Raw genomic sequence first — 25,521 nt, 5'->3', positions numbered from 1 at the left:
ATGATAGCGCCATCGACCAGGCGTTCCGCCTCAGCCGGCCACGTACTCCGCGAGGTGCTGCCCCGTGAGGGTGGAGCGAGCGGCGACGAGGTCGGCCGGGGTGCCCTCGAAGACGACCAGGCCACCCTCGGACCCCGCGCCGGGACCGAGGTCGATGATCCAGTCGGCGTGCGCCATGACCGCCTGGTGGTGCTCGATGACGATGACGGTCGTCCCGGCGTCGACCAGCCGGTCGAGCAGGCCGAGGAGGTTCTCGACGTCGGCCAGGTGCAGGCCGGTCGTCGGCTCGTCGAGGACGTAGATCCCGCCCTTCTCCGCCATGCGGGTGGCCAGCTTGAGCCGCTGCCGCTCGCCGCCGGAGAGGGTGGTGAGCGGCTGACCGAGGGTGAGGTATCCCAGCCCGACGTCGGCGAGCCGGTCGAGGATCGCGTGCGCCGCGGGCGTGCGCGCCTCCCCACCGCGGAAGAACTCCTCGGCCTCGGCCACGCTCATCGCGAGGACCTCGGCGATGTTCCTGCCGCCCAGCGAGTACTCCAGCACCGCGGCCTGGAATCGCTTGCCCTCACACTCCTCGCAGGTGGACTCGACCGTGGCCATGACGCCGAGGTCGGTGTAGATGACCCCGGCGCCGTTGCAGGTCGGGCAGGCACCCTCGGAGTTGGCGCTGAACAGGGCCGGCTTCACGCCGTTGGCCTTGGCGAACGCCTTGCGGATCGGCTCCAGCAGTCCGGTGTAGGTCGCCGGGTTGGACCGGCGCGACCCCCGGATCGCCGACTGGTCGACGACCACCACGCCGTCCCGGCCGGCCAGGTTGCCGTGGATCAGCGAGCTCTTGCCGGAGCCGGCCACGCCGGTGACGACGGTGAGCACGCCGGTCGGGACGTCGACGTCGACACCGCGCAGGTTGTTCTGCCGGGCGCCGCGGATCTCCAGGGCGCCGGTCGACGTGCGCACCTCCGGCTTGAGGGACACCCGGTCGCCGAGGTGGCGGCCGGTGCGGGTGCCGCTGCGGCGCAGCTCCTCGACGGTGCCCTCGAAGACCACCTCGCCGCCCTCGGTGCCGGCGCCGGGGCCGAGGTCGACGACGTGGTCGGCGATCGCGATCGTCTCGGGCTTGTGCTCGACCACGAGCACGGTGTTGCCCTTGTCGCGCAGCCGCAGGAGCAGGTCGTTCATCCGCTGGATGTCGTGCGGGTGCAGCCCGATGGTCGGCTCGTCGAAGACGTAGGTGACGTCGGTCAGCGACGACCCGAGGTGGCGGATCATCTTGGTGCGCTGCGCCTCGCCGCCGGAGAGCGTGCCGGCCGGGCGGTCCAGGGACAGGTAGCCCAGCCCGATCTCGACGAAGGAGTCGAGGGTGTGCCGCAGCCCGGCCAGCAGGGGCCCGACGGTGGGCTCGTCGAGGTCGCGCAGCCAGCCGGCGAGGTCGCTGATCTGCATCCGGCAGAGGTCGGCGATGTTCTTGCCGCGGATCTTCGACGACAGGGCCTCGGCGCTCAGCCGCGTGCCGTCGCAGTCGGGGCAGGTCGTGAAGGTGACGGCCCGCTCGACGAAGCGCCGCACGTGCGGCTGCATGGCGTCGACGTCCTTGGCGAGCATCGACTTCTGGATCTTCGGGATGAGGCCCTCGTAGGTGAGGTTGACCCCGTCCACCTTGACCTTGGTGGGCTGCGCGTGGAGGAGGGTGTGCAGCTCCTTCTTCGAGAACTCGGCGATCGGCTTGTCCATGGGCAGGCCGGCGCCGCTGAAGACCCGGCCGTACCAGCCGTCCATGCTGTAGCCGGGAACGGTGAGCGCGCCGTCGGACAGCGACTTGCGGTCGTCGTAGAGCGCGGTCAGGTCGATGTCGGTGACCGAGCCCATGCCCTCGCAGCGCGGGCACATGCCGCCGAGCCGGGTGAAGGTGACCTTCTCGGCCTTCGTCCCGGCGCCGCGCTCGACGGTGATGGCCCCGCTGGCCGACACCGAGGGCATGTTGAACGAGTAGGCGTTCGGCGAGCCGAGGGAGGGCTCCCCGAGCCGACTGAACAGGATGCGCAGCATCGCGTTGACGTCGGTGGCGGTGCCCACCGTCGAGCGCGGGTTGGCGCCCATCCGTTCCTGGTCGACGAGGATCGCCGTCGTCAGGCCCTCGAGGACGTCGACGTCGGGCCGCGCCAGCGACGGCATGAAGCCCTGCACGAATGCGCTGTAGGTCTCGTTGATCATCCGCTGCGACTCCGCGGCGATCGTCCCGAACACCAGCGAGCTCTTGCCCGACCCGGAGACGCCGGTGAACACGGTCAGCCGCCGCTTGGGGATCTCGACGGTGACGTCCCGGAGGTTGTTCTGCCGGGCCCCGACGACCCGGATCAGGTCGTGGCTGTCCGCGACGTGCGCGGTCGGCGACTCGGTCAGCGTGCTCATCGTGCCTCCATCCGTGCGGGCCCCCGCCGGCGTGGCGAGGGCCCGCTGTCTACCAGCGGCGTCCGACAGGGGTGACTGCCCGGGGCGGTGGTTCTCAGCGGAGCTCCTGGATGCGGACGGTGTTGCCGGCGGGGTCGCGGAAGGCGCAGTCGCGCACGCCGTAGGGCTGGTCGGTCGGCTCCTGCATCACCTCGGCGCCGGTGGCCTGGATCCGGTCGAAGGCGCCGTCGAGGTCCTTGGTGGCCAGGACGACCGACGCGTAGGTGCCCTTGGCCATCATCTCGGCGATGGCGCGCTTCTCGTCCTCGGTGATCCCGGGGTCGGCGGTCGGCGGGTGCAGGACGATCGACGTCGCCGATTCGTCGGCCGGGCCCACGGTGAGCCACCGCATGCCGTCGTAGCCGACGTCGTTGCGCAGCTCGAAGCCGAGGGCGTCACGGTAGAAGGCCAGCGAGGCCTCCGGGTCGTCGTGGGGGAGGAAGGTGTGGTGCACGGTGAGGTCCATGGCGGTCACGCTAGGGACGGCGCGGCTGCCTGCGCTTCTCGATTCCTGACCGGTCTGGTCACCTGCTTCGCGGTGCACGAGGGCATTCCCGCCGTCGCCGCTGCGGCCTCGCGCCGGTAGGTGCTCGGCGGCACCCCGACCAGCTCGGTGAAGCGGGTGCTGAAGGTGCCCAGCGACGAGCAGCCGACCGCGAAGCAGACCTCGGTGACGGTCAGGTCGCCGCGCCGGAGCAGCGCCATCGCCCGCTCGATGCGGCGCGTCATGAGGTAGGCGTAGGGGGACTCGCCGTAGGCGCGCTTGAACTCCCGGCTCAGGTGCCCGGCCGACATGTGCGCGCCGCGGGCGAGCGCCGCGACGTCCAGCGGCTGGGCGTACTCCCGGTCGATCCGGTCGCGCACGCGGCGCAGCCGCACGAGGTCGCGCAGGTGCGGGTCCGCGGCCGGTCCGCTGGTCACGCGCAGGATCGTGCCACGGAGCGCCGCCCGCGTCAGCGGTCCAGGCGCTCCCGGTACCGCGCGGCCCGCCGGGCCGCCGCCGCCCGCTTCCGCTCGCTCTCGGCCCGCTGGCTCGCGAGGCCGGCGCGGTCGCGGGCGGCGGTCGCGGTGCCGGCGGGGTAGCCGGCCTTCACCACCCGGTTCTCGGTGGTCTCGGGCATGTAGGCGAGCGAGAAGATCAGCCCCAGGAAGATCCCGCCGCCCGCGACCGCCAGTCGCAGCCCCAGCGGCGCGGGGAGGAACGCCACGACGAGCGCGATGGGGACGGACAGCTGGACCAGGGTGCGGACCACGTGCCGCGCCCACCAGGTGCTCGTGGTGGTGTCGTGCAGAACCCAGCCCCGGTGCCGCTCGGGGAGCCCACCGCCGAGGGCGTACCAGAGCCACCGGTGCGGAGCCGGGCGGACCACGGGGTCCCTCCGCGCGGCGTCCGCCTCCCCGGGGACGTCGGTCCTGGCCTCGCCGTCGCTCACGGTGCCATCGTCCCAGGGCCGCCGACGGGGCGCTGGCCCCCGGCGCCGTCCTGGCTCACGTCCGCCCCGTCGGCCCCCTCCAGGGCACCGCCCCGAGCGTGCGAGGGGTGGGGAGGAGGGGTCCTCTTTCAGCGGCCGAGGTGGCGGTAGCGGTGCAGCCGCGTCCGGAAGCGCTCGGTGTCGTCGCGGCCGAGCAGCCCGGCCAGCTCCTCGCCCAGCACCCGGCCCAGCCGCAGGCAGAACTCGGTCGGCTCGTCCGCGGCGTCGGGTCGCTCGGGCACCACCCGGTCGACGATCCCCGCCCGCCACAGGTCCGTGGCGCGCACGCCCTGGGCCGCGGCCATCTCGTCGGCCCGGTCCACGGTGCGGTGCACGATCGCCGACGCGCCCTCGGGCGGCAGCGGGCCGAGCCAGCCGTTGGCCGCGGCCAGCACCCGGTCGGCAGGCACCAGCGCGAGCGCCCCACCGCCGGTGCCCTGGCCGAGGAGCACGGCCAGGGTGGGTGCCTTCAGGACGACGAGGTCGTGCAGGCAGCGGGCGATCTCCCCGGCGAGCCCGCCCTCCTCGGCGTCGCGGGAGAGCGCGGCGCCGGGGGTGTCGATCAGCGTGACCAGCGGCAGCCGGAGCTGCTCGGCCAGGTGCATGCCGCGGCGGGCCTCCCGCAGCGCCGCCGGGCCCAGCGGCGCCGACATCGACTGCCCGCGCCGGTCCTGCCCCAGCACCACGCACGGGGCCCCGCCGAAGCGGGCCAGCGCCAGCAGCAGGCCGGGGTCCTTCTCGCCGGCACCCGTGCCGGAGAGCCCGACGACGTCGGTGGCCGCGGTGCGCAGCAGCCGGCGGACACCGGGGCGGTCCTCGCGCCGGGATGCCGTCACGACGTCCCAGGCGGTGCGGTGGTCCTCGGGGTCGTCGGCGTCCGTCCCGTCCGCCGGCGTCGGGCGTTCGGCGTCCCGGACGTCGACGTGCCAGGTCTGCCGGGCCGAGAGCACGCGCAGCGCGCGGTCGGCGACCTCGGCGATCTGCTCGGGCGGGACGACGGCGTCGATCAGGCCGTGCTCGGCCAGGTTCTCGGCGGTCTGGACGTCGGCCGGGAACGGCTCGCCGTACAGCGCCTCGAACACCCGGGGGCCGAGGAAGCCGATCGAGGCGCCGGGCTCGGCGATCGTCACGTGGCCGAGCGACCCCCACGAGGCCAGCACCCCGCCGAAGGTGGGGTGGCGCAGGTAGACCAGGTAGGGCAGCCCCGCCTCCTTGTGCCGGGCGATGGCGGCGGTGATGCCGATCATCTGCAGGAAGGCGACCGTGCCCTCCTGCATGCGGGTGCCCCCGGAGACCGGCGCCGCCAGCAGCGGCAGCCCCTCCTCGGTCGCCCGCTCCACCGCCGCGATCAGCCGCTCGGCGGCGGCGACCCCGATCGACCCGGCCAGGAACCCGAACTCCCCGGCGACGACGGCGACGCGGCGGCCGCGCAGCCGTCCCTCCCCGGTGATGACCGACTCGTCCTGCCGGCTCTTCTCGGCGGCCCGGGCGAGCTCCGCGGCGTAGCCCTCGGCGACGTCGCGGGGCGGGATGGGGGAGTCCCACGACTGCCACGACCCGGGGTCGAGCACCAGGTCGCGCAGGGTCCGGGCGTCCGGGCGGGCTGTCCCGCCGGTCACGCCACCGGACCGTTCAGCCAGGCGCGGATCGCGTCGCCGTCGGCGCCCAGCACCGGGGGAGCGGTGTGGTCGCGCCGCGTGGTCTCGGTCTCGCCGTCCGGTCCGGCCGAGAAGAAGCGCAGCGGCGGCCCGGGCAGCCGGAGGTCGCCCAGCGTGGCGTGCTCGACGTCGATCACCAGACCCTGCGAGAGGGTCTGGTCCCAGCCGTAGACCTCGTCGATCGTGCGCACCTTGCCGGCGGGGATCCCGGCCGCGGCCAGCCGGGCGAGCAGGTCCTCGGGGGAGATGGCGGCGAAGGCCTCCTCCAGCAGCGCGATCACCTGGTCGCGGCGCTGCACCCGCTCGCCGTTGGTGGCCAGGCCCGGGGCCTCGGCGTCCAGGCCGAACTCGGTGCACAGCTTGCGCCACAGCGACTCGCTGCCGCAGGAGAGCTGCACGCTGCCCCCGGCGCAGCGGAACAGGCCGTAGGGCGCGATGGAGGGGTGGTGGTTGCCCTGCGCGCGCCCGACCTGCCCGGCCACCGTCCACGCCGTCCCCTGGAAGGCGTGCACGCCGACGATCGCGGCCAGCAGCGACGTGCGCACCACCTGACCGCGACCCGTCCGCCCCCGCTCGATCAGCGCGGCGAGGACGCCGTAGGCGCCGTACATGCCGGCCAGCAGGTCGCCGATCGGGACGCCGACCCGCTGCGGCTCGTCGGGCCCGGGGCCGGTGAGCGACATCAGCCCGGCCTCGCCCTGGGCGATCTGGTCGTAGCCCGCCCGGCCGCCCTCCGGGCCGTCGTGGCCGAACCCGCTGATCGCCAGCGTCACCAGCCTCGGGTTGAGCTCGGCCAGCACGTCGGTACCGAAGCCCAGCCGCGCCAGCGTGCCCGGGCGGAAGTTCTCCAGCAGCACGTCGGCGCGCTGGAGCAGCCCGGTCAGCACCGTCTTGTCCGCCTCGTCCTTGAGGTCGAGGGTGATCGACTCCTTGTTGCGGTTGGCCGCCAGGAAGTAGGTCGACTCGCGCTCGCCGGAGTCGGGCTCCACGAACGGCGGCCCCCAGCCACGGGTGTCGTCCCCCGTGCCCGGGGTCTCCACCTTGATGACGCGGGCACCGAGGTCGCCCAGCATCATCGCGGCGTGCGGCCCGGCGAGGGCTCGGGTCAGGTCGACGACGAGGACGCCGTCCAGCGGTCCGGGCATGATGTGCTCCCTCGCTCGGGGGCGCGGCCGCGGCGGCCGCGTCCCAGAAGTGTCTCAGCGCTGAGGTATTTCTGGCAAAGGTCCTGCGCAGGGGGTCACAGCCAGCCGGGGACGACGAACACCAGCCACGACAGCAGCGGTCCGACGGCCACGACGATGGCCGCGTAGGCCAGGATCTGCTTGTAGAAGCGGTCGCGGTCGACGTCCTGGGCGTTGGCCAGCACCAGCGCGCCGTTCGTCGAGAACGGGCTCACGTCGACGATCGTCGAGGCCACGGACAGGGCGACCACGACACCGATGGCGCTGATGTCACCGGCCTCCAGGAACGGCACGGCGAGCAGGATGGCGACGCCGATGATCGCCGTCGACGAGGCGAACGCCGACACCACGCCGCCGATGTACGCCAGCAGCAGGGCGATCAGCAGCGGTACGCCGAGCCCGATGACCGCGTCGCCGACGTAGTCGATGGTGCCGGCCTCCTCCAGCACGAACACGAAGGTCAGCACACCGGCGATCAGCAGGATGGTCGACCAGCTGATCTGGGTCACCGCGCCCTTGTGCTGCTGCGCGGAGAACAGCGCCAGGACGACGGCGACCGTGATCGCGACGAAGCCGATGTCCAGGTCGAAGGCGAGCGCCAGGACGGCGACGACGACCAGCCCGATGAGCGTCAGGATCTGCTCGAAGCGGACGGGCGCCGGCCGGTCGGGGTGGATGTGCTCGTCGTCGTCCCCACCGACGGCGGGGCCGGGCGCCGCACCGTGGCCGCGGACCAGCGTGCCGTGCGCGTGCTCGGTGTGCGCGAGCGGCTCGGCGGCCACCTTCCGCCCGAGCAGCTGCCGGCCGCCAAGGACGAAGAACAGGGCCAGCGCGATGGCGATGTTGAAGAAGAGCGCACCGAGGAAGACCGCCACCGGGCTGCTGGGCAACCCCTCGTCGGCCACGATCCGGTTCACGGTGACGCCGTAGACGCTGATGGGGGAGAAGCCGCCGCCCTGGGCGCCGTGGATGACCATCATCCCCATCAGGAGCGGGCTGATGTCGTGCCGCGCGGCGAAGGTGAGCGCGATCGGCGCGATGATCGCCACCGCGGCCGGGGAGAGCGCCCCGATGGCGGTCAGCACCGCGGTCACGAAGAACATGACCCACGGGATGGCGGCGACGTGGCCGCCGACCATCCTCACCGCGCCGCGGACCAGCAGGTCCACGGTGCCGTTGTTCTGCGCGATCGCGAACAGGTACGTGACGCCGATCAGCGTCAGCACGAGCCCGGCCGGGAACCCGCTGATGATGTCGTCGGTGCTCAGCCCCACCGACAGCGTGCCGACGACGAACGCGGCGACGAACGCCAGCGCCCCCATGTTGATCGGCAGGAACGTCGCGATCGCGAAGATCACGACCAGCGCGAGGATGGTGACGATCTCGGTCGACACGGGCACTCCCACGGCGTCGGGGGCTGGGGTGCGCCCACTGTGTCAGTGACCCGCCGGTAGCGCCTGCCATCCGCCCGACGGCGTCACCACCGCCGTCACCCGCACGTCGTGCGGCTCCCTCGGCAACCGGTCGACGAGCTCGTCGTCGAAGACGACCGCGACCAGCACCGCCTCCGGCCGGGCGTGCCGCAGGGCGCGGTCGTAGTAGCCGCCGCCGCGGCCCAGCCGCGTCCCGTCCCGGGCCACCGCCGTCGCCGGGACGACGACGGCGCCGGCCGCCGCGAGCGCGGCCGGGCCCAGTCGCGGCCCGGCCGGTTCGAGCAGACCGAACCGCCCGGGCACCAGCTCCCCGGAGTGCTCCGCCCAGTCCAGCTCCCGGCCGTGGGCGGGTACGACCGGGAGCAGCAGGCGGGCCCCGTCGGCGAGCGCCGCCGGGAGGTGGCCGTGCCCGGGCTCGGTCGCGTCGGGCACGAACGCGGCGACCGTGGGGACGCCGGCCAGCCGCCCGGCGAGCGTCGCGGCGACCGTCCGGGCGGCCGCCGCGCGCTCACGCGCCGGGCGGGACGCGCGCCGTCCCAGCAGCTCCGCGCGGAGCGCGGCCTTGGCCGCGCCCCACTCTGCCGACGTGCCCATCCGCGCAGGCTAGCTAGGCTGCGGAGCATGTCGATGCCCCAGACCCGTACGGCCCGGAAGGCGGTCATCCCCGTCGCAGGAATGGGCACTCGCTTCCTGCCGGCCACCAAGGCCGTCCCCAAGGAGCTGCTGCCGGTCGTCGACCGGCCGGCCCTCCAGTACATCGTCGAGGAGGCGGCCCGGGCCGGCCTGCCCGAGGTGCTCATGGTCACCGGCCGCAACAAGGCCGCCATCGAGGACTTCTTCGACCGCACCCCCGAGCTCGAGGCCGCCCTGGAGAAGAAGGGCGACGCCGGGCGCCTCGCGGCCGTGCACGAGTCCACCGAGGTCGCGCAGGTGCACTTCGTCCGGCAGGGCGAGGCGCGCGGGCTCGGTCACGCGGTGCTCCAGGCGGCCGCCTTCGTCGGGGACGAGCCGTTCGCCGTGCTGCTGGGCGACGACCTGATCGACGCCCGCGACCACCTGCTCGAGCAGATGCTGGCCGTCCAGGCCGAGCACGGCGGCTCGGTGATCGCCCTGCTCGACGTCGGCCGGGAGAACATCGACAAGTACGGCGCCGTGGCGGTCGAGCCGACCGCCGACGGCGGCGACGTCGTCGCCGTCACCGGCCTGGTCGAGAAGCCGCCGGTCGACGAGGCCCCCAGCAGCCTGGCCATCATCGGGCGCTACGTGCTGGCGCCGGAGATCTTCGACGTGCTGCGCGAGACCCCGCCCGGCCGCGGCGGCGAGATCCAGCTGACCGATGCGCTGGCCACCCTCGTCGAGCGCGGCGCACCCGTCCACGGCGTGGTCTTCGGCGGCCGGCGGTACGACACCGGTGACAAGCTCGACTACCTCAAGGCGGTCATCCGGCTGGCCGTCGAGCGGGACGACCTGGGCCCGTCGCTGCGCGGCTGGCTGCGCGACTTCGTCACGGAGCTGCCCGCCGAGGGCGCGTCGTCGTCCTGACCGGCGCCCACGAGGGCACGATCGGACCCGCGGCCCCGCGCCGGACCCGTCCGGGTCCGGCGCTGCCGCACGGGCCGGTGTCGGCAGACGGCACGGCGGGACGACGGTGGTGGGGATGTCCGGGCAGAGCGACGACGACAGCAACGGGGGCGGGGAGTTCCGGGGCCACCGGGACACCGCCCAGGTCGACATGCCCATGGCCCCACCCCGGCGGACCGGTCCGGTCGTAGCCCCGGTCGACCAGGTGCCGGCGCAGCGCGCCCTCACCGGCCCGGTGCCGCTGCCGGCCGACGGCCGCTCGGACGTCTCCCCGCACGTGCGCACCGTCGAGCGGCACCTCGACGAGATCCTCGCCGCGGTGCCGCAGCCGGACCCGATCGAGCTGGCCGTCCTCGACGCCCAGGGGCTGCTCTGCGCCGAGGACGTGGTCAGCCAGCGGGCGCTGCCGGCCTTCGACCAGGCCGCGCTCGACGGCTACGCGGCCCGCGCGGAGGACGTCGCCGGGGCCACGGTGGCGCAGCCGGTCGAGCTGCCCGTCGTGGGGGAGAGCGTGGCCGGTGCCAGCGCGCCGTCGTCGATCGGCCCCGGGCTGGCCATGCGGGTCGCCGCGGGCGCGATGCTCCCGACCGGTGCCGACGTCGTCGTCCCGGCGGTGTGGACCGACAACGGTGCGGCGCGGGTCGCCGTCCAGGCCGCGCCGCCGGTGGGCAGCTACGTGCGCCGCACCGGCGACGACGTCGACCCGGGGGATCCGGCCGTGCACGTCGGCACCCCGATCGGGCCGGCGCAGATCAGCCTGCTGGCCGCCGTCGGGCGGGACCGCGTCCTCGTGCGGCCCCGGCCGCGCGTGGCGGTGCTCAGTGCCGGCCCGGAGCTGGTGGACATCACCTCCCCTCTCACCCCGGGGCAGGTGGTCGACGTCAACAGCTACGCCCTGGCGGCCGCCGCCCGGGACGCCGGCGCCGACGCCTACCGCTGGGGCATCCTCCCCGGGGAGCAGCGGCGCCTGGCCGAGGTGCTCGAGAGCCAGCTGCTGCGCAGCGACCTGGTGCTGATCGCCGGCACCTTCGCCGGTGGCGGGTTCGACATGGTGCAGGAGGCGCTGGCCGGCCTGGGCGAGATGCGCTTCCGCCAGGTGGCGATGCACCCCGGTCCCGCGCAGGGCTTCGGCCGGCTGGGGCGCGACCAGGTGCCGGTCATCTGCGTGCCGGGGGAGCCGGTCGCCGCCCTGGTCTCCTTCGAGGTCTTCGTGCGCCCCGCCATCCGCCTGATGCTGGGCAAGCGGCAGCTGTTCCGGCGCACGGTGCAGGCGATCTCCGGGCAGCAGCTGCTCTCCCCGCTCGGGTACCGCCAGTACCTGCACGGCACGGTGATGCGCCACCCCGACGGCGGCTACGTCGTCGAGCCGGTGGGCGAGGCCACCGACGCCCTGCTGGCGCGGATGGCCCGGGCGAACTGCCTCATCGTCATCGACGAGGACGTCACCGAGGTGGCCGCCGGCGGGCTGGTCACGGTCATGCCGCTGCTGCTCGGCGGCTGACCCGAGCCCGCCGTGACCGATCCGCTGCTGCACCCCGGCTGGCCCGCCCGGCTCGCCTGGGGACCGGTGGAGCTGCACCCACCGCGCCGCGGGGACGCGGCGGAGTGGAGCCGGGTGCGGCTGGCCAACGAGGACTGGCTGCGCCCCTGGGAGCCGACCGCCGCCGTCTCGTGGCGGGCCCGGCACACACCGGGGGCGTACCGGGCGATGCGGCGGGTGATGGCCCGACGGGCTCGGCTGGGCACCGCGCTGCCGTTCGTGGTCCGGGTCGAGGGTCGGCTGGCCGGGCAGGTGACCGTGGACAACATCGTGCGCGGGGCGCTGCGGGCCGGGTACCTCGGCTACTGGATCGACCGCTCGGTGGCCGGTCGCGGGGTCGCCTCGCTGGCCGTGGCCCTGGTGTGCGACCACGCGTTCGGTCCGGCCGGTCTGCACCGGCTCCAGGCCGACATCCGGCCGGAGAACCTGCCCAGCCGGCGGCTGGTGGAGCGGCTCGGCTTCCAGCAGGAGGGGCTGCTGCGCCGCTACCTCGACATCGACGGCGACTGGCGGGACCACCTGGGCTACGCGCTGCTCGCCGAGGATCTCCCGCGGGGAGTGCTCGACCGCTGGCAGCGGTCGGGGCCGGGTCGACCCGTCGACTGATCGACTCGCGGCATAGCACGGGTGGTCGCCGTCGCGGGGCCGTGCGCGGCGGACACGCCGTCTCCCGTCACACCGGTCCCACAACACATCAGCGACACGCCCGCGCGCCTCCCGGTTCCCGGTGCCGTCCCTGCTTAGCCTCGCCTGGCGAGTGACTGATGTGACAGGTGGTGTCGTATGGGATCGGGTGTGCTTCTGGCAGCTCTGGTCGTGCTGTGGTTCGTCGTGCTGGTGCCCATGGTGGTGACCCGCGGCGACGCGCAGGAGGGCCGGGGCGAGCCTGCTGACTCGGGGCGGACCCTGCAGCGGCGTCGCGCGGCCGACGCCGTGCGGCACGCGGCGACCGAGCGGGTGTCGATCGACCGCGAGGTCCTGCGCACCACCGGCGAGCTCAAGGTGGACGTGCACGCGGTGCGCCGCCGGGTGCTGGGCGGTCTGGTGCTGCTCACCCTCGCGTCGCTGGCCGGCGCCCTGCTGGTCACGCCGTGGCTGTGGATCCTGCAGGCGGTCGCCACCGCCGCGACCGTCGGGTACGTGCTGGTGCTGCGCAAGGTGGCCCGGCGCGAGCGGCTCGCCGCGCGTCGCGCCGCCCGGGCGGCGGCGCGCCAGACCCTCCGCGCACCGGCGCGCCCGGCGCGCCCGGCCGCCCGGCCCGCTCCGGCGCCGGTCCAGCGCACGTCGCCGGAGGTGCACGAGACGGTCGCCCAGGAGGCGCTGCCGGCCCTGTCGCACCCCAGCATCCCGCTGGCCCCGGTGCACGCCCTGCGGCCTGGTCGCGTGGTGGCCGCGCGGACGCCGGCGCCCATGGGATGGCAGAACAGCGCCGTCGTCGGGCTGGACGACGACGACATCGGTTTCGCCGACATCGACGAGTACCGCCCGGCCCGGGCGGCCAACGGCTGAGAGACACCCCCTGCCCCCACCGCGCGCACGCTCGCGGCGGGACCGTGCAGGGGCCCGGCCCCGCCCCGGTGGCGGGGCCGGGCGAAGCGGGCGGTAGTCTTTCCCGCGCAAGGGGCTGTGGCGCAGACCGGTAGCGCACCTCGTTCGCATCGAGGGGGTCAGGGGTTCAAATCCCCTCAGCTCCACCGGACGACGGACCGGCGCCGTCGGGGGTTCTTCCCCCGGCGGCGCCGTCGTCGTTGCGTCGGAGGGTCGATCGGCCGCTCCCGACCGCTAGGCTGCCCCGCGACACGGGGCCACGGCGTCCCCACGGGAGGCGGTTCCATGGTTCGGTCACCGGTCGGGGCCTCACCCGCCCCGCGGCGCGCGCGGGGGCGGGCCAGTGACAGCGCCGCCACCCGGCAGCTGATCATCGACGTCGCCGCCCGCGAGTTCGGCGAGCGCGGCTACGCCGCCACCTCGCTGAGCGACATCGTCGCCGGCACCGGCATGACCAAGGGGGCGCTCTACTGGCACTTCGAGTCCAAGGAGAGCGTGGCGGTCGCGGTCGTCCACCAGATGTTCGAGACGTGGCCGGTCATGCTGCGCGGCGTCCTGGACTCCCACGACGACGCGCTCGACGCCCTCGTCGCGGTCACGTACGTGGCCGGCCGCCAGTTCGCGACCGATCCGGTCACCCGCGCCTCCAAGCGGCTGATGGCCGAGCTGCCGCCGGAGGCGCTGGCGAAGCTGCCCCAGCCCTACGTCGGCTGGCAGCACGCGCTCACCCAGCTGATCACCCAGGGCCAGGAGCGGGGGCAGATCAGCCACCGGGCCGACCCGGTGGGCACCGCCCAGGTCATCGTCGCCAGCTTCTTCGGGATGCAGCAGGTCTCCCAGGAGCTGAGCGCTCGACGCGACCTGGAGTCGCGGCTCGACTCCTTCTGGGCGCTGATCCTCCCGCAGCTGCGCCCCGAGCCCCTCGCCTGAGCTAGCCGCCGAGGAACACCCGCCCCCGGGCGACGACGTCGTCGTCCTGCCCCAGCTGCACGGGCACGCCGTTCGATCGCCCGCTGCCGGCGTCCGTGCGCACCCAGGTCGGCCGGTCGAGCTCGGCGAACCGGTCGAAGGCGAGGTCCAGGCCGGCCAGCCGGGTGGCGGCTCCGGGCAGATCGGGGCGGTCCGTGACCGCGGCCAGCGCCGCGCCGACGAGGAGCACCCCCGGCAGGTGGTCGACCGGGTGGTCGAAGTAGGTCGGGTCGGTGAGGTCGACGGCGACCCGGGAGCGGTGGGCGAGGCCGTCGCCCTCGCCGGCGTCCCGCGGCCTGGGCACCAGTGTCCCGCCGCCGGCGCCGCGGTCCCGGCCGAGGGCCCGCAGCCGCGCGTAGACAGCCGGCGGCAGCCACGAGTAGTCGGCGTCGGCGGTCGCCCAGAGCTGCGCCCCGTGCCAGATCTCGGCCCGCAGCGACGCGCCCGACGGGCGGCCCGCCCGCAGCCGGACGGTGGGCTGGACGACGGTCACCGTCCCGGCCGGGGCGGCTCCCCGGAGCTCGGCGAGCGGCGCGGCGAGCCGGGTGCTGATGCGGTGGAACACGAACTGCTCGCCCAGCGGGACGTCCAGCCGACGGTGGGCCAGGCACAGCCCGGCCTGGCGGATCGTCTCGACGACCAGCAGCAGGTGGCCCACGGTCCCGGCCCGCCGGTCGTACCGGCCGTGCGCCGCCGGCCAGCGCGCCGCCACGGCGGTCCGGTCCCCCGCGAGGGTCGCCAGCTCGGTCGCCAGCACCTCGTCCGGCGCGGTCTTGTGCACCAGCGCCTGCTCGACGAGCACCCAGGTCGGGGAGCCGGCGCCGGGCGGCGCCACGGCGGGATCGTGCAGGGCGGGTCGTGCGGATGGCGGCGTCATGGGGTTCTCCGGTTCGGGAGCTGCGGCCGGGCTCGGCGCGTCGCGTCGAGTGTCGGCCAGAACCCGGCCGCACGGGGCGTTCCGGTACGCACCGGACCGGTGGGACGGGCGCACCGGGCGCGGGCGGGGCCGCTCAGTACCAGGAGGGGAACCACATCCGCTGCACCCACTCGCTGTGCGAGAGCGGCTGCCCGGTCAGCACCGGCCAGAAGAACGCGAAGGTGGCCACGACGATCGCGATGTACCCGCAGGCGGTGGCCAGGCCCACCCGCCGACGCCACTCGTCGGCGCCCGGCCGGCCCACGACGTCCTGGAGCAGCAGGGCGACCGCGAGGACGAAGAACGGCAGCGCGGGGGCCGCGTAGAAGAGGAACATCGTGCGCTCGAGGTTCACGAACCAGGTCAGCCAGCCCGCCGCGATCCCGACGGCGACGGTGAGGGCGGCCGGGTCCCGCCGGGCGACGATCCGCCAGAGCAGCCACAGCGTCGCCGGGGCGAAGAGGAACCACAGCGTCGGCGTCCCGAGCATCAGGATGTACCGGATGACCTGATCGCCCTCGGCGTCGACGAGGCCCTGGGGGTTCCACAGCAGGATCGGCCGGCCGGTGACCAGCCACGACCAGGGCCCGGACTCCCACGGGTGCGGGCTGGACAGGCCGTTGTGGAAGCGCAGCCACTCGGCGTGCTCGTGCCACAGCGAGCGCAGGGCGTCCGGCACCCACGGGAACGCGGTGTCCGGGTGCTGCTGCGCCCAGGCCCTGCCCTGCGAGGTCTCGCCGAGGAACCAGCCGGTGAAGCTGGCCAGGTAGGTGAGCACCGGGACGGCGGCCAGCGCCCACAGCGCGCCGGGCAACCCCCGGCGCGCCGCCGTCCGCGTGGGCCGGGGCGCCCCCGCCTCCCGCCACGCCGCGCGGTCCCAGAACAGCGACAGGACGGCGAAGAAGGCCAGGAACCAGACCCCGCTCCACTTGACCGCGCAGGCGCAGCCGAACAGGACACCGGCCGCGATCCGCCACCCGCGCGGGCCCAGCCGGAAGCCGGTGGGGCCGACCGGCGCGGCCGCACGCACCCGGGCGCGGACCACGTCCCGGTCGACGACCAGGCAGGAGACGGCGGCCAGCACGAAGAGCTGCAGGAAGATGTCGAGCAGCCCGATCCGCGAGAGCGTGAACTGGAGGCCGTCGACGAGCAGCAGCGCCCCGGCGAACAGGCCGACGACGGTCGAGCCGGTGAGCCGCCGGGCCAGCCGGAACAGGATGACGACGGCGATCGAGCCGGCCACCGCGGACGGGAAGCGCCAGCCGAACGAGTTGTAGCCGAAGGCCTGCTCGCCCAGCGCGATCAGCCACTTGCCCAGCGGTGGGTGGACGATGTAGGAGTAGCCGCGGTTGTACTCGAAGCCCCAGGTGAGCAGCTCCCGCGCCTGGGGTGGGTAGTACGCCTCGTCGAAGACCAGCGCCCGGGGGTAGCCGATGCCCCAGAGCCGCAGGGTCAGCGCCAGCGCGCCGAGGACGGCGGCGATCGTCCAGGCCGTCCACCGGTCGTCCGGCAGCGGGGGGACGACGTCGCGGCGGCGCGCGGGGGACGGCGGGCGGCGCACCCGGGGGGTGGCCGGCTGCGGGGGCGCCTGCGGGTCCGACTCCGCCCGCCCGGGCGCCAGCACCGCCATGCGGTCAGGGTAGGTGGCGCAGCCACCGGTCCGGTCGTGACAGGCTCGACGGGTGAGCGGACGGCTGGTGCTGGGTGGGGCGCCCCTGGGGCAGCCCGGTGACGTCGGCCCGCGCCTGCGGGCGGCGATGGCCACGGCCGACGTGCTGGCGTGCGAGGACACCCGCCGGCTGCACCGCCTGGCCGCCGACCTCGAGGTCACGCTCACCGGCCGGGTGGTCACCTTCCACGAGTCGGTGGAGCGCGCGCGGCTGCCCGGCCTGCTGGACGCGCTGGCCTCCGGCGCGACGGTGCTGCTGCTCACCGACGCCGGGATGCCGTCGGTCTCCGACCCCGGGTACACGCTCGTGCGGGCGGCGATCGACGCCGGGATCCCCGTCACCTCGGTGCCCGGGCCCTCGGCGGTGACGACCGCGCTGGCGGTCTCCGGGCTGCCGGTGGACCGGTTCTGCTTCGAGGGCTTCCTGCCGCGCAAGGCGGGGGAGCGGCGCTCGACGTTCACCGCGCTGGCCGACGAGCGCCGCACGATGGTGTTCTTCGAGTCGCCGCACCGGCTGGCCGACGCGCTGGCCGACGCCGCCGCCGTCCTCGGCGAGGACCGGCCGGCGGCGGTCTGCCGCGAGCTGACCAAGACGTACGAGGAGGTGCGGCGCGGTGGGCTCGGCGAGCTCGCCGGCTGGGCGGCCGAGGGGGTGCGCGGGGAGATCACGCTCGTGATCGCGGGTGCGCCGCAGCGGGCGGTGGAGCTGACCGGGCCGGAGCTCGCCGCCGCCGTCGCCGCCGAGGAGGCCGCGGGCGCGACCCGCAAGGACGCCATCCGGGCGGTCATGGAGCGCACCGGCCTGCCCAAGCGCACCGTCTTCGACGCCGTGGTCGCCGCCAAGGCCACCTGACCGCAACTGTGCGCTGATCGGGGTCTCCCAGCGGCGACAGGCACCGAGAAGCGCACATCGGCGGCGCCTGTGGACAGGCCCGACCCGCAGGTCGCCGCATCCGGCACGGTTCGGCGGTGCCCCGGCCCCCGATGCAGCCCCGACCTCTCCGCGGCGGCCCCTTCCGGGGCAGTGCTGCGGTGGCGCAAGGCCTGCTGACACCGGACCAGCTCCGCAGCAGCGCCTGGCGCCGGCTCTTCCGCGATGTCTACGTCCACCGCGACGTCGTGGTCGACCACGAGCTGCGCGTCCTGGCCGCCGCGACGCTCGTGCGTCCGGACGCCGTCGTGACCGGCTGCAGTGCGGCCGTCCTCTGGGGCGTGGATCTCGCCGGGCCCGATGACGACGTGGAGCTGACCGCCTCCCCGTCGAACCGGCCGGTTCGGGTCGCCGGGATCCGGGTCCGCCGGGCGACGTTGGCGGGGGAGGACGTGCGCTGGTGGCTCGGCGCGCGGGTCACGAGTCCCGAGGCGACCGCCGTCCGGGTGGCGGCCGCCCTGCCGGGGGACGACGCCGTCATCGCGCTCGACCGCCTGGCTGCGGCACGGGTGATCGACCTGGCCGAGGTGCGGCGGCGGGCAGCGGTCGCATGCGGCCCGGGAGCGGCGCAGGCCCGACGCGCGTGCGCGCTGGCCGACGGGCTCGCCGAGTCACCCCAGGAGACCCGCCTGCGACTGCTCGTCGTCCGCGGCGGGCTGCCCGTGCCGGTCGCCCAGTACGAAGTCCGTCATCGAGGGAGCTTCGTAGCGCGAGTCGACTTCGCGTGGCCCGAGTTGATGGTGGCTCTCGAGTACGACGGGGCGTGGCACGGCGAGCCCGGTCAGTTCGCCCGGGACCGCCGACGACTCAACCGGCTCCAGGAGGCGGGTTGGCGCGTCGTCTTCGTGACTGCCGCGGACCTGCACCGACCGGCCGAGCTCCTCGCTCGCTTGGCCGCGGCTGTGCAGTTCCCGGGCGTACCGCGCCGCCGGTGACCCCGACGAGTGCACACTCCGTGGCGCGGGGAGGCGGCTACAGCCAGCCGTTGCGCTTGAAGCCGCGGTACAGCAGCGTGATGACCGTTGCGATCAGCAGCAGCACGGCCGGGTAGGCCCACGGCCAGCGCAGCTCCGGCATGTAGTCGAAGTTCATGCCGTAGATGCCGGCGATCGCGGTGGGGACGGCGATGATGCCCGCGTAGGCGGAGATCTTCCGCATGTCCTCGTTGTCGGCCATGGTCGTCCGCGCGAGCGATGCCTGCAGGATGGACGTGAGCAGTTCGTCGAGGCCACCGACCTGGTCCCGCACCCGGAGGGCGTGGTCGAGCACGTCGCGGAAGTAGGAGCGCATCGCCGCGGGAACGACGTCGACCGGCCGCTCGGCGAGCTTCTGCAGCGGGACCTCCAGGGGGGAGACCGCCCGTCGCAGTGACACCAGCTCCCGCTTGAGCTGGTACAGCCGGCCGATGTCGTCGGTGCGCTCGGGGCTGAAGACCGACGCCTCCAGCTCCTCGACGTCCTCCTCGACCGCGGCCGCCACCTCCACGAACGTGTCGACGACGAGGTCGGCGACCGCGTACAGCACCGCTGACGGCCCCAGGCACAGCAGTTCCTGCTGCTCCTCGAGCCGCTGCCGCAGGTGCGCGAGGCCGCCGTGCTCCCCGTGCCGCACCGTGATCACGTACCGCGGGCCGAGGAAGACCATCACCTCGCCGGTGTCGACGACCTCGCTGGTGGCGGTGAGCTCCTCGTGCTCCACGTACGTCGCGGTCTTGAGCACCATGAACAGGGCGTCGTCGTAGGGCTCCAGCTTCGGGCGCTGGTGGGCGTAGACGGCGTCCTCGACCGCGAGCGGGTGCAGGTCGTACCGCTCGGCGATCGCTCCCAGCTCCTCCTCGCTCGGTGCGTAGAGGCCGAGCCACACGAAGCCGCCGCGCTCCTCGGCCATCCGCAGCGCGGCGTCGGGGGCCACGGCCTCCTGCCGCCGGCCGTCCACGTAGACGGCGCAGTCGACGACCGCGCCGTCGGCCGGGCGGCGGGTGGGCCGACCGTGCGGGAGGCCGGCCGGCTGGGGTCGCAGGGTCGGCGGGGTCGCCGCTGTCGCGCCGACGACCGGCCCCCGGGGGGCGGCCGGGTGCTGGTCCCGGGTGCTCATCGCGGGTGCCGCCTTCCTCGCGGGTCGTCGTCCGGGAGTAGGAGCGTAGGCGCGCACGGGGTACCCGGCCCACGCGGCCCGTCCTGCGCGCGGCCCGGCGACCGCGGTCCCACCCGAAAGGGGGAGCCGGCCCGGGCGGTGCTCCAGCCACCTCTGCGATCGACCGTCCAGTCGGGGGACACCCCCGACCGGTCAGGGAGAGATTCCTCGTGGCGAGCACCGTCCTCGACGTCCGCACCGCCGCCCGGGCGCCGCAGCTCGACGCGGCGCGGCCCGCGCCGGATGCCGCGGCGCGGCGGATCCCGGTCCCGGTGCTCGCGGCGGGGGTGCTCGCCGTCCTCGAGGCCGTCGGCCTGCTCGCGGTCGGCCTGACCCGGGCCGATGCCGTGCTCGCCACCCCGGTGCGCCCGGCCGGCTGGGTCGTGGCCGGCGCCCTGTTCGTGCTGGCCGGGTGGATCGTGCTCACCGCCGGTGCCGGGGCGGCGCTGATCGAGGGCTCCGACCGGAAGCTGCTCGTCGTCACCTCGGTGGTCGAGCTCGCCGCGGTGTCGGTGCTGGGCGGCATGGCGGTCCTGCTGCCGCTGCCGACCGCGCTGACCGGGGGGCTGCCGCTGCCGCTGCTGTTCGCGGCCGCCTTCGCGCTACCGATCGGGAAACTGCTGCTCGTGGACGCGCCCACCGCCCGGGCCTGGGTGCTGCGGGGGCCGCGGGTCCGCGTGCGCCGTCCCGATCCGGTGACCGTCCACCGGTCGCTGTGCGCGCTCACCCTCGGGTGCATCGCCCTCGTGCTGGGCGGCCTCGCGGTCCTCCAGCCGGTCGACGTCGAGCCGGCGGGACCCGCGTCGAGCGTCGTCTCGCAGCCCTGACCCGGCGTCGGCCGCCCGCCCGGGCGACCGGCGGCGAGCGCGCCGCCTAGGCTCACCGGCGTGAGTGATCGGCACATCCTGACCGCCGTCGCGTGGCCCTACGCCAACGGCCCGCGGCACATCGGCCACGTCTCCGGCTTCGGCGTCCCCTCCGACGTCTTCAGCCGCTACCACCGGATGGCCGGTGACCGGGTGCTGATGGTGAGCGGCACCGACGAGCACGGCACCCCGATCACGGTCGCCGCCGACGCCGAGGGGATCACGCCCCGGCAGATCGCCGACCGGAACAACCGGATCATCGTGGGCGACCTGCAGTCGCTGGGGTTGAGCTACGACCTGTTCACCCGGACGACGACGGCCAACCACGCGCAGATCAGCCAGGAGATCTTCCTCGGCCTGCTGAAGAACGGCTACGTCTTCCCGAAGACGACGCTCGGCGCGATCAGCCCCTCGACCGGCCGCACCCTGCCCGACCGCTACATCGAGGGCACCTGCCCGATCTGCGGGTACGACGGCGCGCGCGGCGACCAGTGCGACAACTGCGGCAACCAGCTCGACCCGGTCGAGCTGATCAACCCGGTCAGCAAGATCAACGGCGAGACGCCGAAGTTCGTCGAGGAGGAGCACTACTTCCTCGACCTGCCCGCCTTCACCCGGGCGCTCGGCGACTGGCTCGCCACCCGGAAGAGCTGGCGGCCCAACGTCCTGAACTTCAGCGTCAACCTGCTGGAGGACCTCAAGCCGCGCAGCTACACCCGCGACATCGACTGGGGCGTCCCGGTGCCGCTGGACGGCTGGCGCGACCGCAACGACAAGCGCATCTACGTCTGGTTCGACGCCGTCGTCGGCTACCTGTCGGCGTCGATCGAGTGGGCCCGCCGCTCCGGGGACCCGGACGCCTGGCGCCAGTGGTGGCAGACGCCGGATGCGTCCGCCTACTACTTCATGGGCAAGGACAACATCGTCTTCCACTCCGAGATCTGGCCCGCCCAGCTGCTCGGCTACAACGGCGAGGGCGACAAGGGTGGGACGCCGGGCTCGCTCGGCCGGCTCAACCTGCCCACCGAGGTGGTCTCCAGCGAGTTCCTCACCATGGAGGGGCGCAAGTTCTCGTCCTCCCGCAACGTGGTCATCTACGTGCGGGACTTCCTGGCCCGGTACGACGCCGACGCGCTGCGCTACTTCATCGCCGTGGCCGGGCCGGAGAACCAGGACACCGACTTCACCTGGGCGGAGTTCCTGCGCCGCAACAACGACGAGCTGGTCGCCGGCTGGGGCAACCTGGTCAACCGCACGGTGTCGATGGCGGCCAAGAACGTCGGCGCCGTCCCGACCCCGGGCGAGCTCACCGAGGCCGACCGCGCGTTGCTGGACACGACGTCCGGTGCGTTCGCACCCGTCGGCGAGCTGCTGTCCCGCAACCGGCAGAAGGCCGCCATCGGCGAGGCGATGCGCGTGGTCGGCGAGGCCAACAAGTACCTGTCGGACCAGGCGCCGTGGAAGCTCAAGGAGGACCCGGCCCGCCGGGACACCGTGCTGCACACCGCGCTGCAGGCGATCAAGGACTGCAACGCCCTGCTGACGCCGTTCCTCCCGCACTCGGCGCAGAAGGTGCACGAGCTGCTCGGCGGCACGGGGGTGTGGTCGCCCGCCCCGCGGATCGAGGAGGTCACCGACCTCGACGACGGCTCGCCGTACCCGATCATCACCGGGGATTACGACGAGGGGCAGGCCGGCTGGGGCTCCACCCCGCTCCCGCCGTCGGGCACCCCGCTGGCCCCGCCGACGCCGATCTTCAAGAAGCTCGACGACTCCGTCGTCGCCGAGGAGCTGGCCCGGCTGGAGGAGAAGGCGCAGTGAGCCGGTCGGCCTCCGCCCGCGCCAACAAGCGGGGCGAGGCGCCGCCGTCCCCGGAGCCGCTGCCGGCGCCCGCGCTGGACAGCCACACCCACCTGGACATCGTGCTGGGGGAGCGGCCGGCCGGGGACGAGCACGGCGAGTGGGCGTCCGAGGCCGCCGTCGACGCGGAGATCGCCGCGGCGGAGGCGGTCGGGATCCCGCGGCTGGTGCAGGTCGGGGTCGACGTCGCGTCGTCCCGGTGGTCGGCCGAGCTGGCGGCCCGGCACCCCAACGTGCTCGCCGCCGTCGCGCTGCACCCGAACGAGGCCGGCGCGGGTAAGGCGGACGACGACGCGCTCGCCGAGATCGACCGCCTGGCGGCGCTGCCGCGCGTGCGGGCGGTGGGGGAGACGGGGCTGGACCGCTTCCGCACCGGTCCCGACGGGTGGGCCGCCCAGGAGGCGTCGTTCCGCGCGCACATCCGCATCGCCAAGGAGCGCGGCGTCGCGCTGGTCATCCACGACCGGGACGCGCACGAGGAGATCCTCCGGGTCGTCGACGACGAGGGCGCGCCCGAGCACGTCGTCATGCACTGCTTCTCCGGTGACGCGGCGTTCGCGCGGGCGTGCGTGGCGCGCGGGTACGTGCTCTCCTTCGCCGGCACGCTGACCTTCGCCAACGCCGGCTACCTGCGCGAGGCCGCGGCCCTGACCCCGGTCGGCCAGCTGCTGGTGGAGACCGACTCCCCGTTCCTGACCCCGGTGCCGTTCCGGGGTCGCCCCAATGCCTCCCGGCTGGTGCCGCACACGGTCCGCGCACTCGCCGAGGTGACCGGGACCGACCTGACGGAGCTCTGCCACGCCCTCACCGCCACCGCCGAGCGCGTCTTCGGCAGCTGGTAGAAGGACCACCCTCCCCCCGCGCCGCGCTCCGCTCGGTGCGGGTCCCCGAAGGGTGGCCGTTCCATCCCGTCACCGCGGAGCGGGTCCCGCCGAGCGGGGGCCCGGATGGCTCGCGGGGCGGGACGGGGAGGGCTCCGCGCAAATGGGGACGGCAATTGGTGGCGGTGTCGTCCGGTAGGACGACAATCAACACCGTGGGTCGTCTCATCGCCGTCGTGGTCTTCGTCGCTCTGCTGGTGCCGGGCGTCCTGCTGGCCCGCGCCTGGGGGCTGGCGGCCGGGCGGCGGGCCGTCGCCGCCGCGGGGGTGGAGCTGGCCCAGCCCACCCGGGAGGGGGCCGCGGTCCTGCAGCGTCAGGCGCTGCACGGCCGTCGCTGGCGGTGGCTGGGCCTGCTCCTGGGCATCGCCGGGATCGTGGCCAGCGTGGTGGTGCTCGCCGAGGCCTCGGTGTTCCTGTGGCTGCCGCTGCTCGTGGTCGGCTCGCTGGCGGGCGTCCTGCTGGCCGAGGTCACCCGGCCGCGACCGCGCTGGCAGCTGAGCTCGCCGGCCCGGCGACCGCGCCAGGGGGAGCAGATCTCGGGCTGGCTGGTGTGGACGATGCGGGTGGTGGTCGCCGCCGAGCTGCTGCTGGCCGGGTGGTTGTGGTCCTCGGGTGACCTCGGGGGTGCCGTGGCCTGGGCGGCCGTCGCCGTGCCGCTGGCCGCCTGGTTGCTGGCCGAGGTGGCGCTGCTGCGCGCCCTCCTCCGTCCGCTGCCCGCCGACGGCGCCGACGTGCCCGTGGACGAGGCGCTGCGCACGTGGACGGCGCACCTGGTCGTCGCCGCCGCGAGCGTGAGCGCCCTGCTGCCGCTGGGCACGCTGCTGCTCCGGGTCGGCCTGGACCTGGGGGACCAGATCGGCGAGGGCTTCGACGTGCTGCCCGTCGCGTTCGTGGCCGGGGGCTTCTCCGCGCTGGCCGCGGGGCTCGCGGTGGCCGCCTTCCTGCTGAGCTGGCTGCGCCCGGTGCGGTCCAGCGCGGTCGCGCTCGCCGGCTGAGATCGGCGCGTGCCCGTCCGGGGCACCCCTTACGCCGTGTGCTTGATCACCGCGCATTCGGGCGGCGGTCGTCCCGCACGGCGCCCGAACCCGGCGCGGTCGTCACTGCTCGTGTCGGCGAGTCGACACAGCGGAGGCGGCGACTGCTGCTTCACTGCTCGTGCACCATCGCCATGCGCAGAGTGTTCGTTATCGTGTCGTGACCGACAGCCGGGGTGGAGGAACGACCGGGTGGCGCCATCGCGGGGGAACCCGCCGGCCGCCGCCCGGGCCGCCGAGCGGCCGAGGCCGCTCCGGCGGCCCCGTCACCCTCCTGCCCGGGTTCTGTGACCCCTGGAAGTGTCGTGCGCCGCTCCTTGCAGCTCAGCCTCTTCGCCCTCGTCCTGCTCGGACTGGTGGGCGGGACGCTGGCCTTCTTCCTCGCCCAGAAGTCCGTCTCGCTGACCGTGGACGGGCAGACCCGGGACGTCGGCACCTACGCCGGCACGGTGGCCGAGGTGCTGGAGGACGAGGGGCTCACGCTCACCGCCCACGACGTCGTGCTCCCGTCGCCCGATCAGGCGGTGGCCGACGGCGACGCCGTCGTCCTCACCCGGGCCCGGCCGCTCGAGCTGACCGTGGACGGCGTCTCGCGCCAGGTGCAGGTCACCGCCCTGTCGGTCGAGGAGGCGCTGGACCAGCTGGGCTTCCGCACCGACGGCCTGGTGCTCTCGGCCAGCCGCAGCGATCGCCTCCCGCTGGAGGGGATGCAGCTGAGCATCACCACGCCGAAGGACGTCGTGCTGGTCGCCGACGGGCAGGAGCGGGTGGTCACCACCACCGCCGCCACGGCCGGCGACCTGCTCGCCGAGCAGGGCATCGCGCTCAGCGAGACCGACCGCACCAGCCTGCGGCCGTCCCAGGCCCTGCTCAACCGCATGCGGCTGCAGGTGTACCGGGTGCAGGTCTCCGAGGTCACCGAGACGACCCCCATCGCCCACGGGCGGGTGGAGACCAAGGACGCCGAGGCCTTCCAGGGTGACGAGACGGTGACCGTCCCGGGCGTCGACGGCGAGCAGTCGACGACCTACCGGGTGACCGTCGAGGACGGCCGCGAGACCGGCCGCGAGGAGCTCTCCCGCACCGTCACCCGCGCGCCGGTCGACGAGCACGTCACGGTCGGCACCAAGGCCCGCCCGACCAACCGCCCTGCCGCCGACGGCCTGAACTGGTCGGCGCTGGCCGCGTGCGAGTCCGGCGGGCGCCCGAACGCGGTCAGCGGCACCGGCAAGTACCGCGGCATGTACCAGTTCTCGCAGGCCACCTGGAACGCGGTCGGGGGGGCCGGTGACCCGGCGGCCGCGTCGGCCGACGAGCAGACCTACCGCGCCCAGCTGCTGTACCAGCGCTCCGGAGCGGGCCAGTGGCCGCACTGCGGCCCCCGCCTGTTCAGCTGATCCG

Annotated in this window: 23 protein-coding genes and 1 tRNA gene; 13 read left to right on the top strand and 11 right to left on the bottom strand. The window is 74.6% G+C overall.

All coding sequences use genetic code 11. The features are described 5' to 3' along the window. Positions 1 to 30 precede the first annotated feature (30 nt). The 8 genes from ACI8AP_RS18770 to ACI8AP_RS18735 all read right to left on the bottom strand — a co-directional run bounded on the left by ACI8AP_RS18770 (position 31) and on the right by ACI8AP_RS18735 (position 8,786). Positions 31 to 2,406: an ATP-binding cassette domain-containing protein gene (locus ACI8AP_RS18770; protein ID WP_456590883.1), complete on the bottom strand. Its 2,376-nt coding sequence runs from the start codon at positions 2,404 to 2,406 to the stop codon at positions 31 to 33. A gap of 94 nt (positions 2,407 to 2,500) precedes the next feature. After that, positions 2,501 to 2,911 (bottom strand): VOC family protein, encoded by a 411-nt coding sequence (locus ACI8AP_RS18765; protein WP_456590882.1) that lies wholly within the window; start codon positions 2,909 to 2,911, stop codon positions 2,501 to 2,503. 5 nt (positions 2,912 to 2,916) lie between these two features. Then, positions 2,917 to 3,366: a helix-turn-helix transcriptional regulator gene (locus ACI8AP_RS18760; RefSeq protein WP_456590881.1), complete on the bottom strand. Its 450-nt coding sequence runs from the start codon at positions 3,364 to 3,366 to the stop codon at positions 2,917 to 2,919. 32 nt (positions 3,367 to 3,398) lie between these two features. Further along, positions 3,399 to 3,878, bottom strand: coding sequence for a DUF5313 family protein (locus ACI8AP_RS18755; protein WP_456590880.1), 480 nt, complete (start codon positions 3,876 to 3,878; stop codon positions 3,399 to 3,401). 128 nt (positions 3,879 to 4,006) lie between these two features. After that, positions 4,007 to 5,536 (bottom strand): carboxyl transferase domain-containing protein, encoded by a 1,530-nt coding sequence (locus ACI8AP_RS18750; RefSeq protein WP_456590879.1) that lies wholly within the window; start codon positions 5,534 to 5,536, stop codon positions 4,007 to 4,009. Further along, the gene (locus tag ACI8AP_RS18745; RefSeq protein ID WP_456590878.1) at positions 5,533 to 6,720 is read right to left on the bottom strand and encodes a CaiB/BaiF CoA transferase family protein; all 1,188 of its coding nucleotides are present in this window, start codon (positions 6,718 to 6,720) and stop codon (positions 5,533 to 5,535) included. The genes ACI8AP_RS18750 and ACI8AP_RS18745 overlap by 4 nt, the downstream gene beginning before the upstream one ends. 95 nt (positions 6,721 to 6,815) lie before the next feature. Continuing rightward, entirely contained in the window at positions 6,816 to 8,153 is a 1,338-nt protein-coding gene (locus ACI8AP_RS18740) for an SLC13 family permease (protein WP_456590877.1), read from the bottom strand. Between the two features lie 42 nt (positions 8,154 to 8,195). Then, positions 8,196 to 8,786, bottom strand: coding sequence for a 5-formyltetrahydrofolate cyclo-ligase (locus ACI8AP_RS18735; protein WP_456590876.1), 591 nt, complete (start codon positions 8,784 to 8,786; stop codon positions 8,196 to 8,198). 27 nt (positions 8,787 to 8,813) lie between these two features. On the opposite strand from ACI8AP_RS18735, the gene galU reads away from it, so the two are divergent. From galU to ACI8AP_RS18705, 6 genes are all read left to right on the top strand, one after another. Continuing rightward, positions 8,814 to 9,734, top strand: a complete 921-nt coding sequence (galU, locus tag ACI8AP_RS18730) for a UTP--glucose-1-phosphate uridylyltransferase GalU (RefSeq protein WP_456590875.1) — start codon at positions 8,814 to 8,816, stop codon at positions 9,732 to 9,734. 115 nt (positions 9,735 to 9,849) lie between these two features. Beyond that, positions 9,850 to 11,274 (top strand): molybdotransferase-like divisome protein Glp, encoded by a 1,425-nt coding sequence (glp, locus tag ACI8AP_RS18725; RefSeq protein WP_456590874.1) that lies wholly within the window; start codon positions 9,850 to 9,852, stop codon positions 11,272 to 11,274. Between the two features lie 12 nt (positions 11,275 to 11,286). After that, positions 11,287 to 11,919 carry a GNAT family N-acetyltransferase gene (locus tag ACI8AP_RS18720; RefSeq protein WP_456590873.1) on the top strand — a complete coding sequence of 211 codons (633 nt, stop codon included), beginning with the start codon at positions 11,287 to 11,289 and terminating at the stop codon, positions 11,917 to 11,919. A gap of 189 nt (positions 11,920 to 12,108) precedes the next feature. Then, entirely contained in the window at positions 12,109 to 12,822 is a 714-nt protein-coding gene (locus tag ACI8AP_RS18715) for a hypothetical protein (protein ID WP_456590872.1), read from the top strand. A gap of 111 nt (positions 12,823 to 12,933) precedes the next feature. Beyond that, a tRNA-Ala gene (locus ACI8AP_RS18710) sits at positions 12,934 to 13,007 on the top strand. Positions 13,008 to 13,146: 139 nt separating this feature from the next. After that, entirely contained in the window at positions 13,147 to 13,791 is a 645-nt protein-coding gene (locus ACI8AP_RS18705; RefSeq protein WP_456590871.1) for a ScbR family autoregulator-binding transcription factor, read from the top strand. Between the two features lies 1 nt (position 13,792). Here ACI8AP_RS18705 and ACI8AP_RS18700 read toward each other — a convergent pair whose 3' ends face one another. Both ACI8AP_RS18700 and ACI8AP_RS18695 read right to left on the bottom strand, forming a co-directional pair. Next, positions 13,793 to 14,665 carry an AfsA-related hotdog domain-containing protein gene (locus ACI8AP_RS18700; RefSeq protein ID WP_456590870.1) on the bottom strand — a complete coding sequence of 291 codons (873 nt, stop codon included), beginning with the start codon at positions 14,663 to 14,665 and terminating at the stop codon, positions 13,793 to 13,795. A gap of 175 nt (positions 14,666 to 14,840) precedes the next feature. After that, positions 14,841 to 16,376: a dolichyl-phosphate-mannose--protein mannosyltransferase gene (locus ACI8AP_RS18695; RefSeq protein WP_456590869.1), complete on the bottom strand. Its 1,536-nt coding sequence runs from the start codon at positions 16,374 to 16,376 to the stop codon at positions 14,841 to 14,843. A 52-nt stretch (positions 16,377 to 16,428) separates the two neighbouring features. Between ACI8AP_RS18695 and rsmI the strand changes: the two genes are divergently transcribed. Then, positions 16,429 to 17,268: a 16S rRNA (cytidine(1402)-2'-O)-methyltransferase gene (rsmI, locus tag ACI8AP_RS18690; RefSeq protein ID WP_456590868.1), complete on the top strand. Its 840-nt coding sequence runs from the start codon at positions 16,429 to 16,431 to the stop codon at positions 17,266 to 17,268. 179 nt (positions 17,269 to 17,447) lie between these two features. Then, entirely contained in the window at positions 17,448 to 18,281 is an 834-nt protein-coding gene (locus tag ACI8AP_RS18685) for an endonuclease domain-containing protein (RefSeq protein ID WP_456590867.1), read from the top strand. A 37-nt stretch (positions 18,282 to 18,318) separates the two neighbouring features. Here the strand turns inward: ACI8AP_RS18685 and corA are convergent, their stop codons facing one another. Beyond that, positions 18,319 to 19,440, bottom strand: a complete 1,122-nt coding sequence (gene corA / locus ACI8AP_RS18680) for a magnesium/cobalt transporter CorA (protein WP_456590866.1) — start codon at positions 19,438 to 19,440, stop codon at positions 18,319 to 18,321. Between the two features lie 209 nt (positions 19,441 to 19,649). Between corA and ACI8AP_RS18675 the strand changes: the two genes are divergently transcribed. The 5 genes from ACI8AP_RS18675 (at position 19,650) to ACI8AP_RS18655 (ending at position 25,517) form a co-directional block, all read left to right on the top strand. Further along, entirely contained in the window at positions 19,650 to 20,306 is a 657-nt protein-coding gene (locus tag ACI8AP_RS18675) for a hypothetical protein (protein ID WP_456590865.1), read from the top strand. 60 nt (positions 20,307 to 20,366) lie between these two features. Continuing rightward, positions 20,367 to 22,166, top strand: coding sequence for a methionine--tRNA ligase (gene metG, locus ACI8AP_RS18670; protein WP_456590864.1), 1,800 nt, complete (start codon positions 20,367 to 20,369; stop codon positions 22,164 to 22,166). Continuing rightward, entirely contained in the window at positions 22,163 to 23,047 is an 885-nt protein-coding gene (locus tag ACI8AP_RS18665) for a TatD family hydrolase (RefSeq protein WP_456590863.1), read from the top strand. The genes metG and ACI8AP_RS18665 overlap by 4 nt, the downstream gene beginning before the upstream one ends. 194 nt (positions 23,048 to 23,241) lie before the next feature. Then, positions 23,242 to 24,081: a hypothetical protein gene (locus ACI8AP_RS18660; RefSeq protein ID WP_456590862.1), complete on the top strand. Its 840-nt coding sequence runs from the start codon at positions 23,242 to 23,244 to the stop codon at positions 24,079 to 24,081. A 344-nt stretch (positions 24,082 to 24,425) separates the two neighbouring features. Next, positions 24,426 to 25,517: a ubiquitin-like domain-containing protein gene (locus ACI8AP_RS18655; protein ID WP_456590861.1), complete on the top strand. Its 1,092-nt coding sequence runs from the start codon at positions 24,426 to 24,428 to the stop codon at positions 25,515 to 25,517. Positions 25,518 to 25,521: the final 4 nt, after the last annotated feature.

It is taken from the genome of Blastococcus sp. SYSU DS1021 (assembly GCF_054050995.1).
Note: the sequence above shows the minus strand (reverse complement) of the source record. Positions and strands in the feature narration are given on the sequence as shown.

What these genes read in the sequence shown, in the direction of transcription:
- ACI8AP_RS18770 (WP_456590883.1), bottom strand. Translation starts at nt 2,406, where the DNA reads ATGAGCACGCTGACCGAGTCGCCGACCGCGCACGTCGCGGACAGCCAC.
- ACI8AP_RS18765 (WP_456590882.1), bottom strand. Translation starts at nt 2,911, where the DNA reads ATGGACCTCACCGTGCACCACACCTTCCTCCCCCACGACGACCCGGAG.
- ACI8AP_RS18745 (WP_456590878.1), bottom strand. Translation starts at nt 6,720, where the DNA reads ATGCCCGGACCGCTGGACGGCGTCCTCGTCGTCGACCTGACCCGAGCC.
- ACI8AP_RS18735 (WP_456590876.1), bottom strand. Translation starts at nt 8,786, where the DNA reads ATGGGCACGTCGGCAGAGTGGGGCGCGGCCAAGGCCGCGCTCCGCGCG.
- galU (WP_456590875.1), top strand. Translation starts at nt 8,814, where the DNA reads ATGTCGATGCCCCAGACCCGTACGGCCCGGAAGGCGGTCATCCCCGTC.
- glp (WP_456590874.1), top strand. Translation starts at nt 9,850, where the DNA reads ATGTCCGGGCAGAGCGACGACGACAGCAACGGGGGCGGGGAGTTCCGG.
- ACI8AP_RS18705 (WP_456590871.1), top strand. Translation starts at nt 13,147, where the DNA reads ATGGTTCGGTCACCGGTCGGGGCCTCACCCGCCCCGCGGCGCGCGCGG.
- ACI8AP_RS18695 (WP_456590869.1), bottom strand. Translation starts at nt 16,376, where the DNA reads ATGGCGGTGCTGGCGCCCGGGCGGGCGGAGTCGGACCCGCAGGCGCCC.
- corA (WP_456590866.1), bottom strand. Translation starts at nt 19,440, where the DNA reads ATGAGCACCCGGGACCAGCACCCGGCCGCCCCCCGGGGGCCGGTCGTC.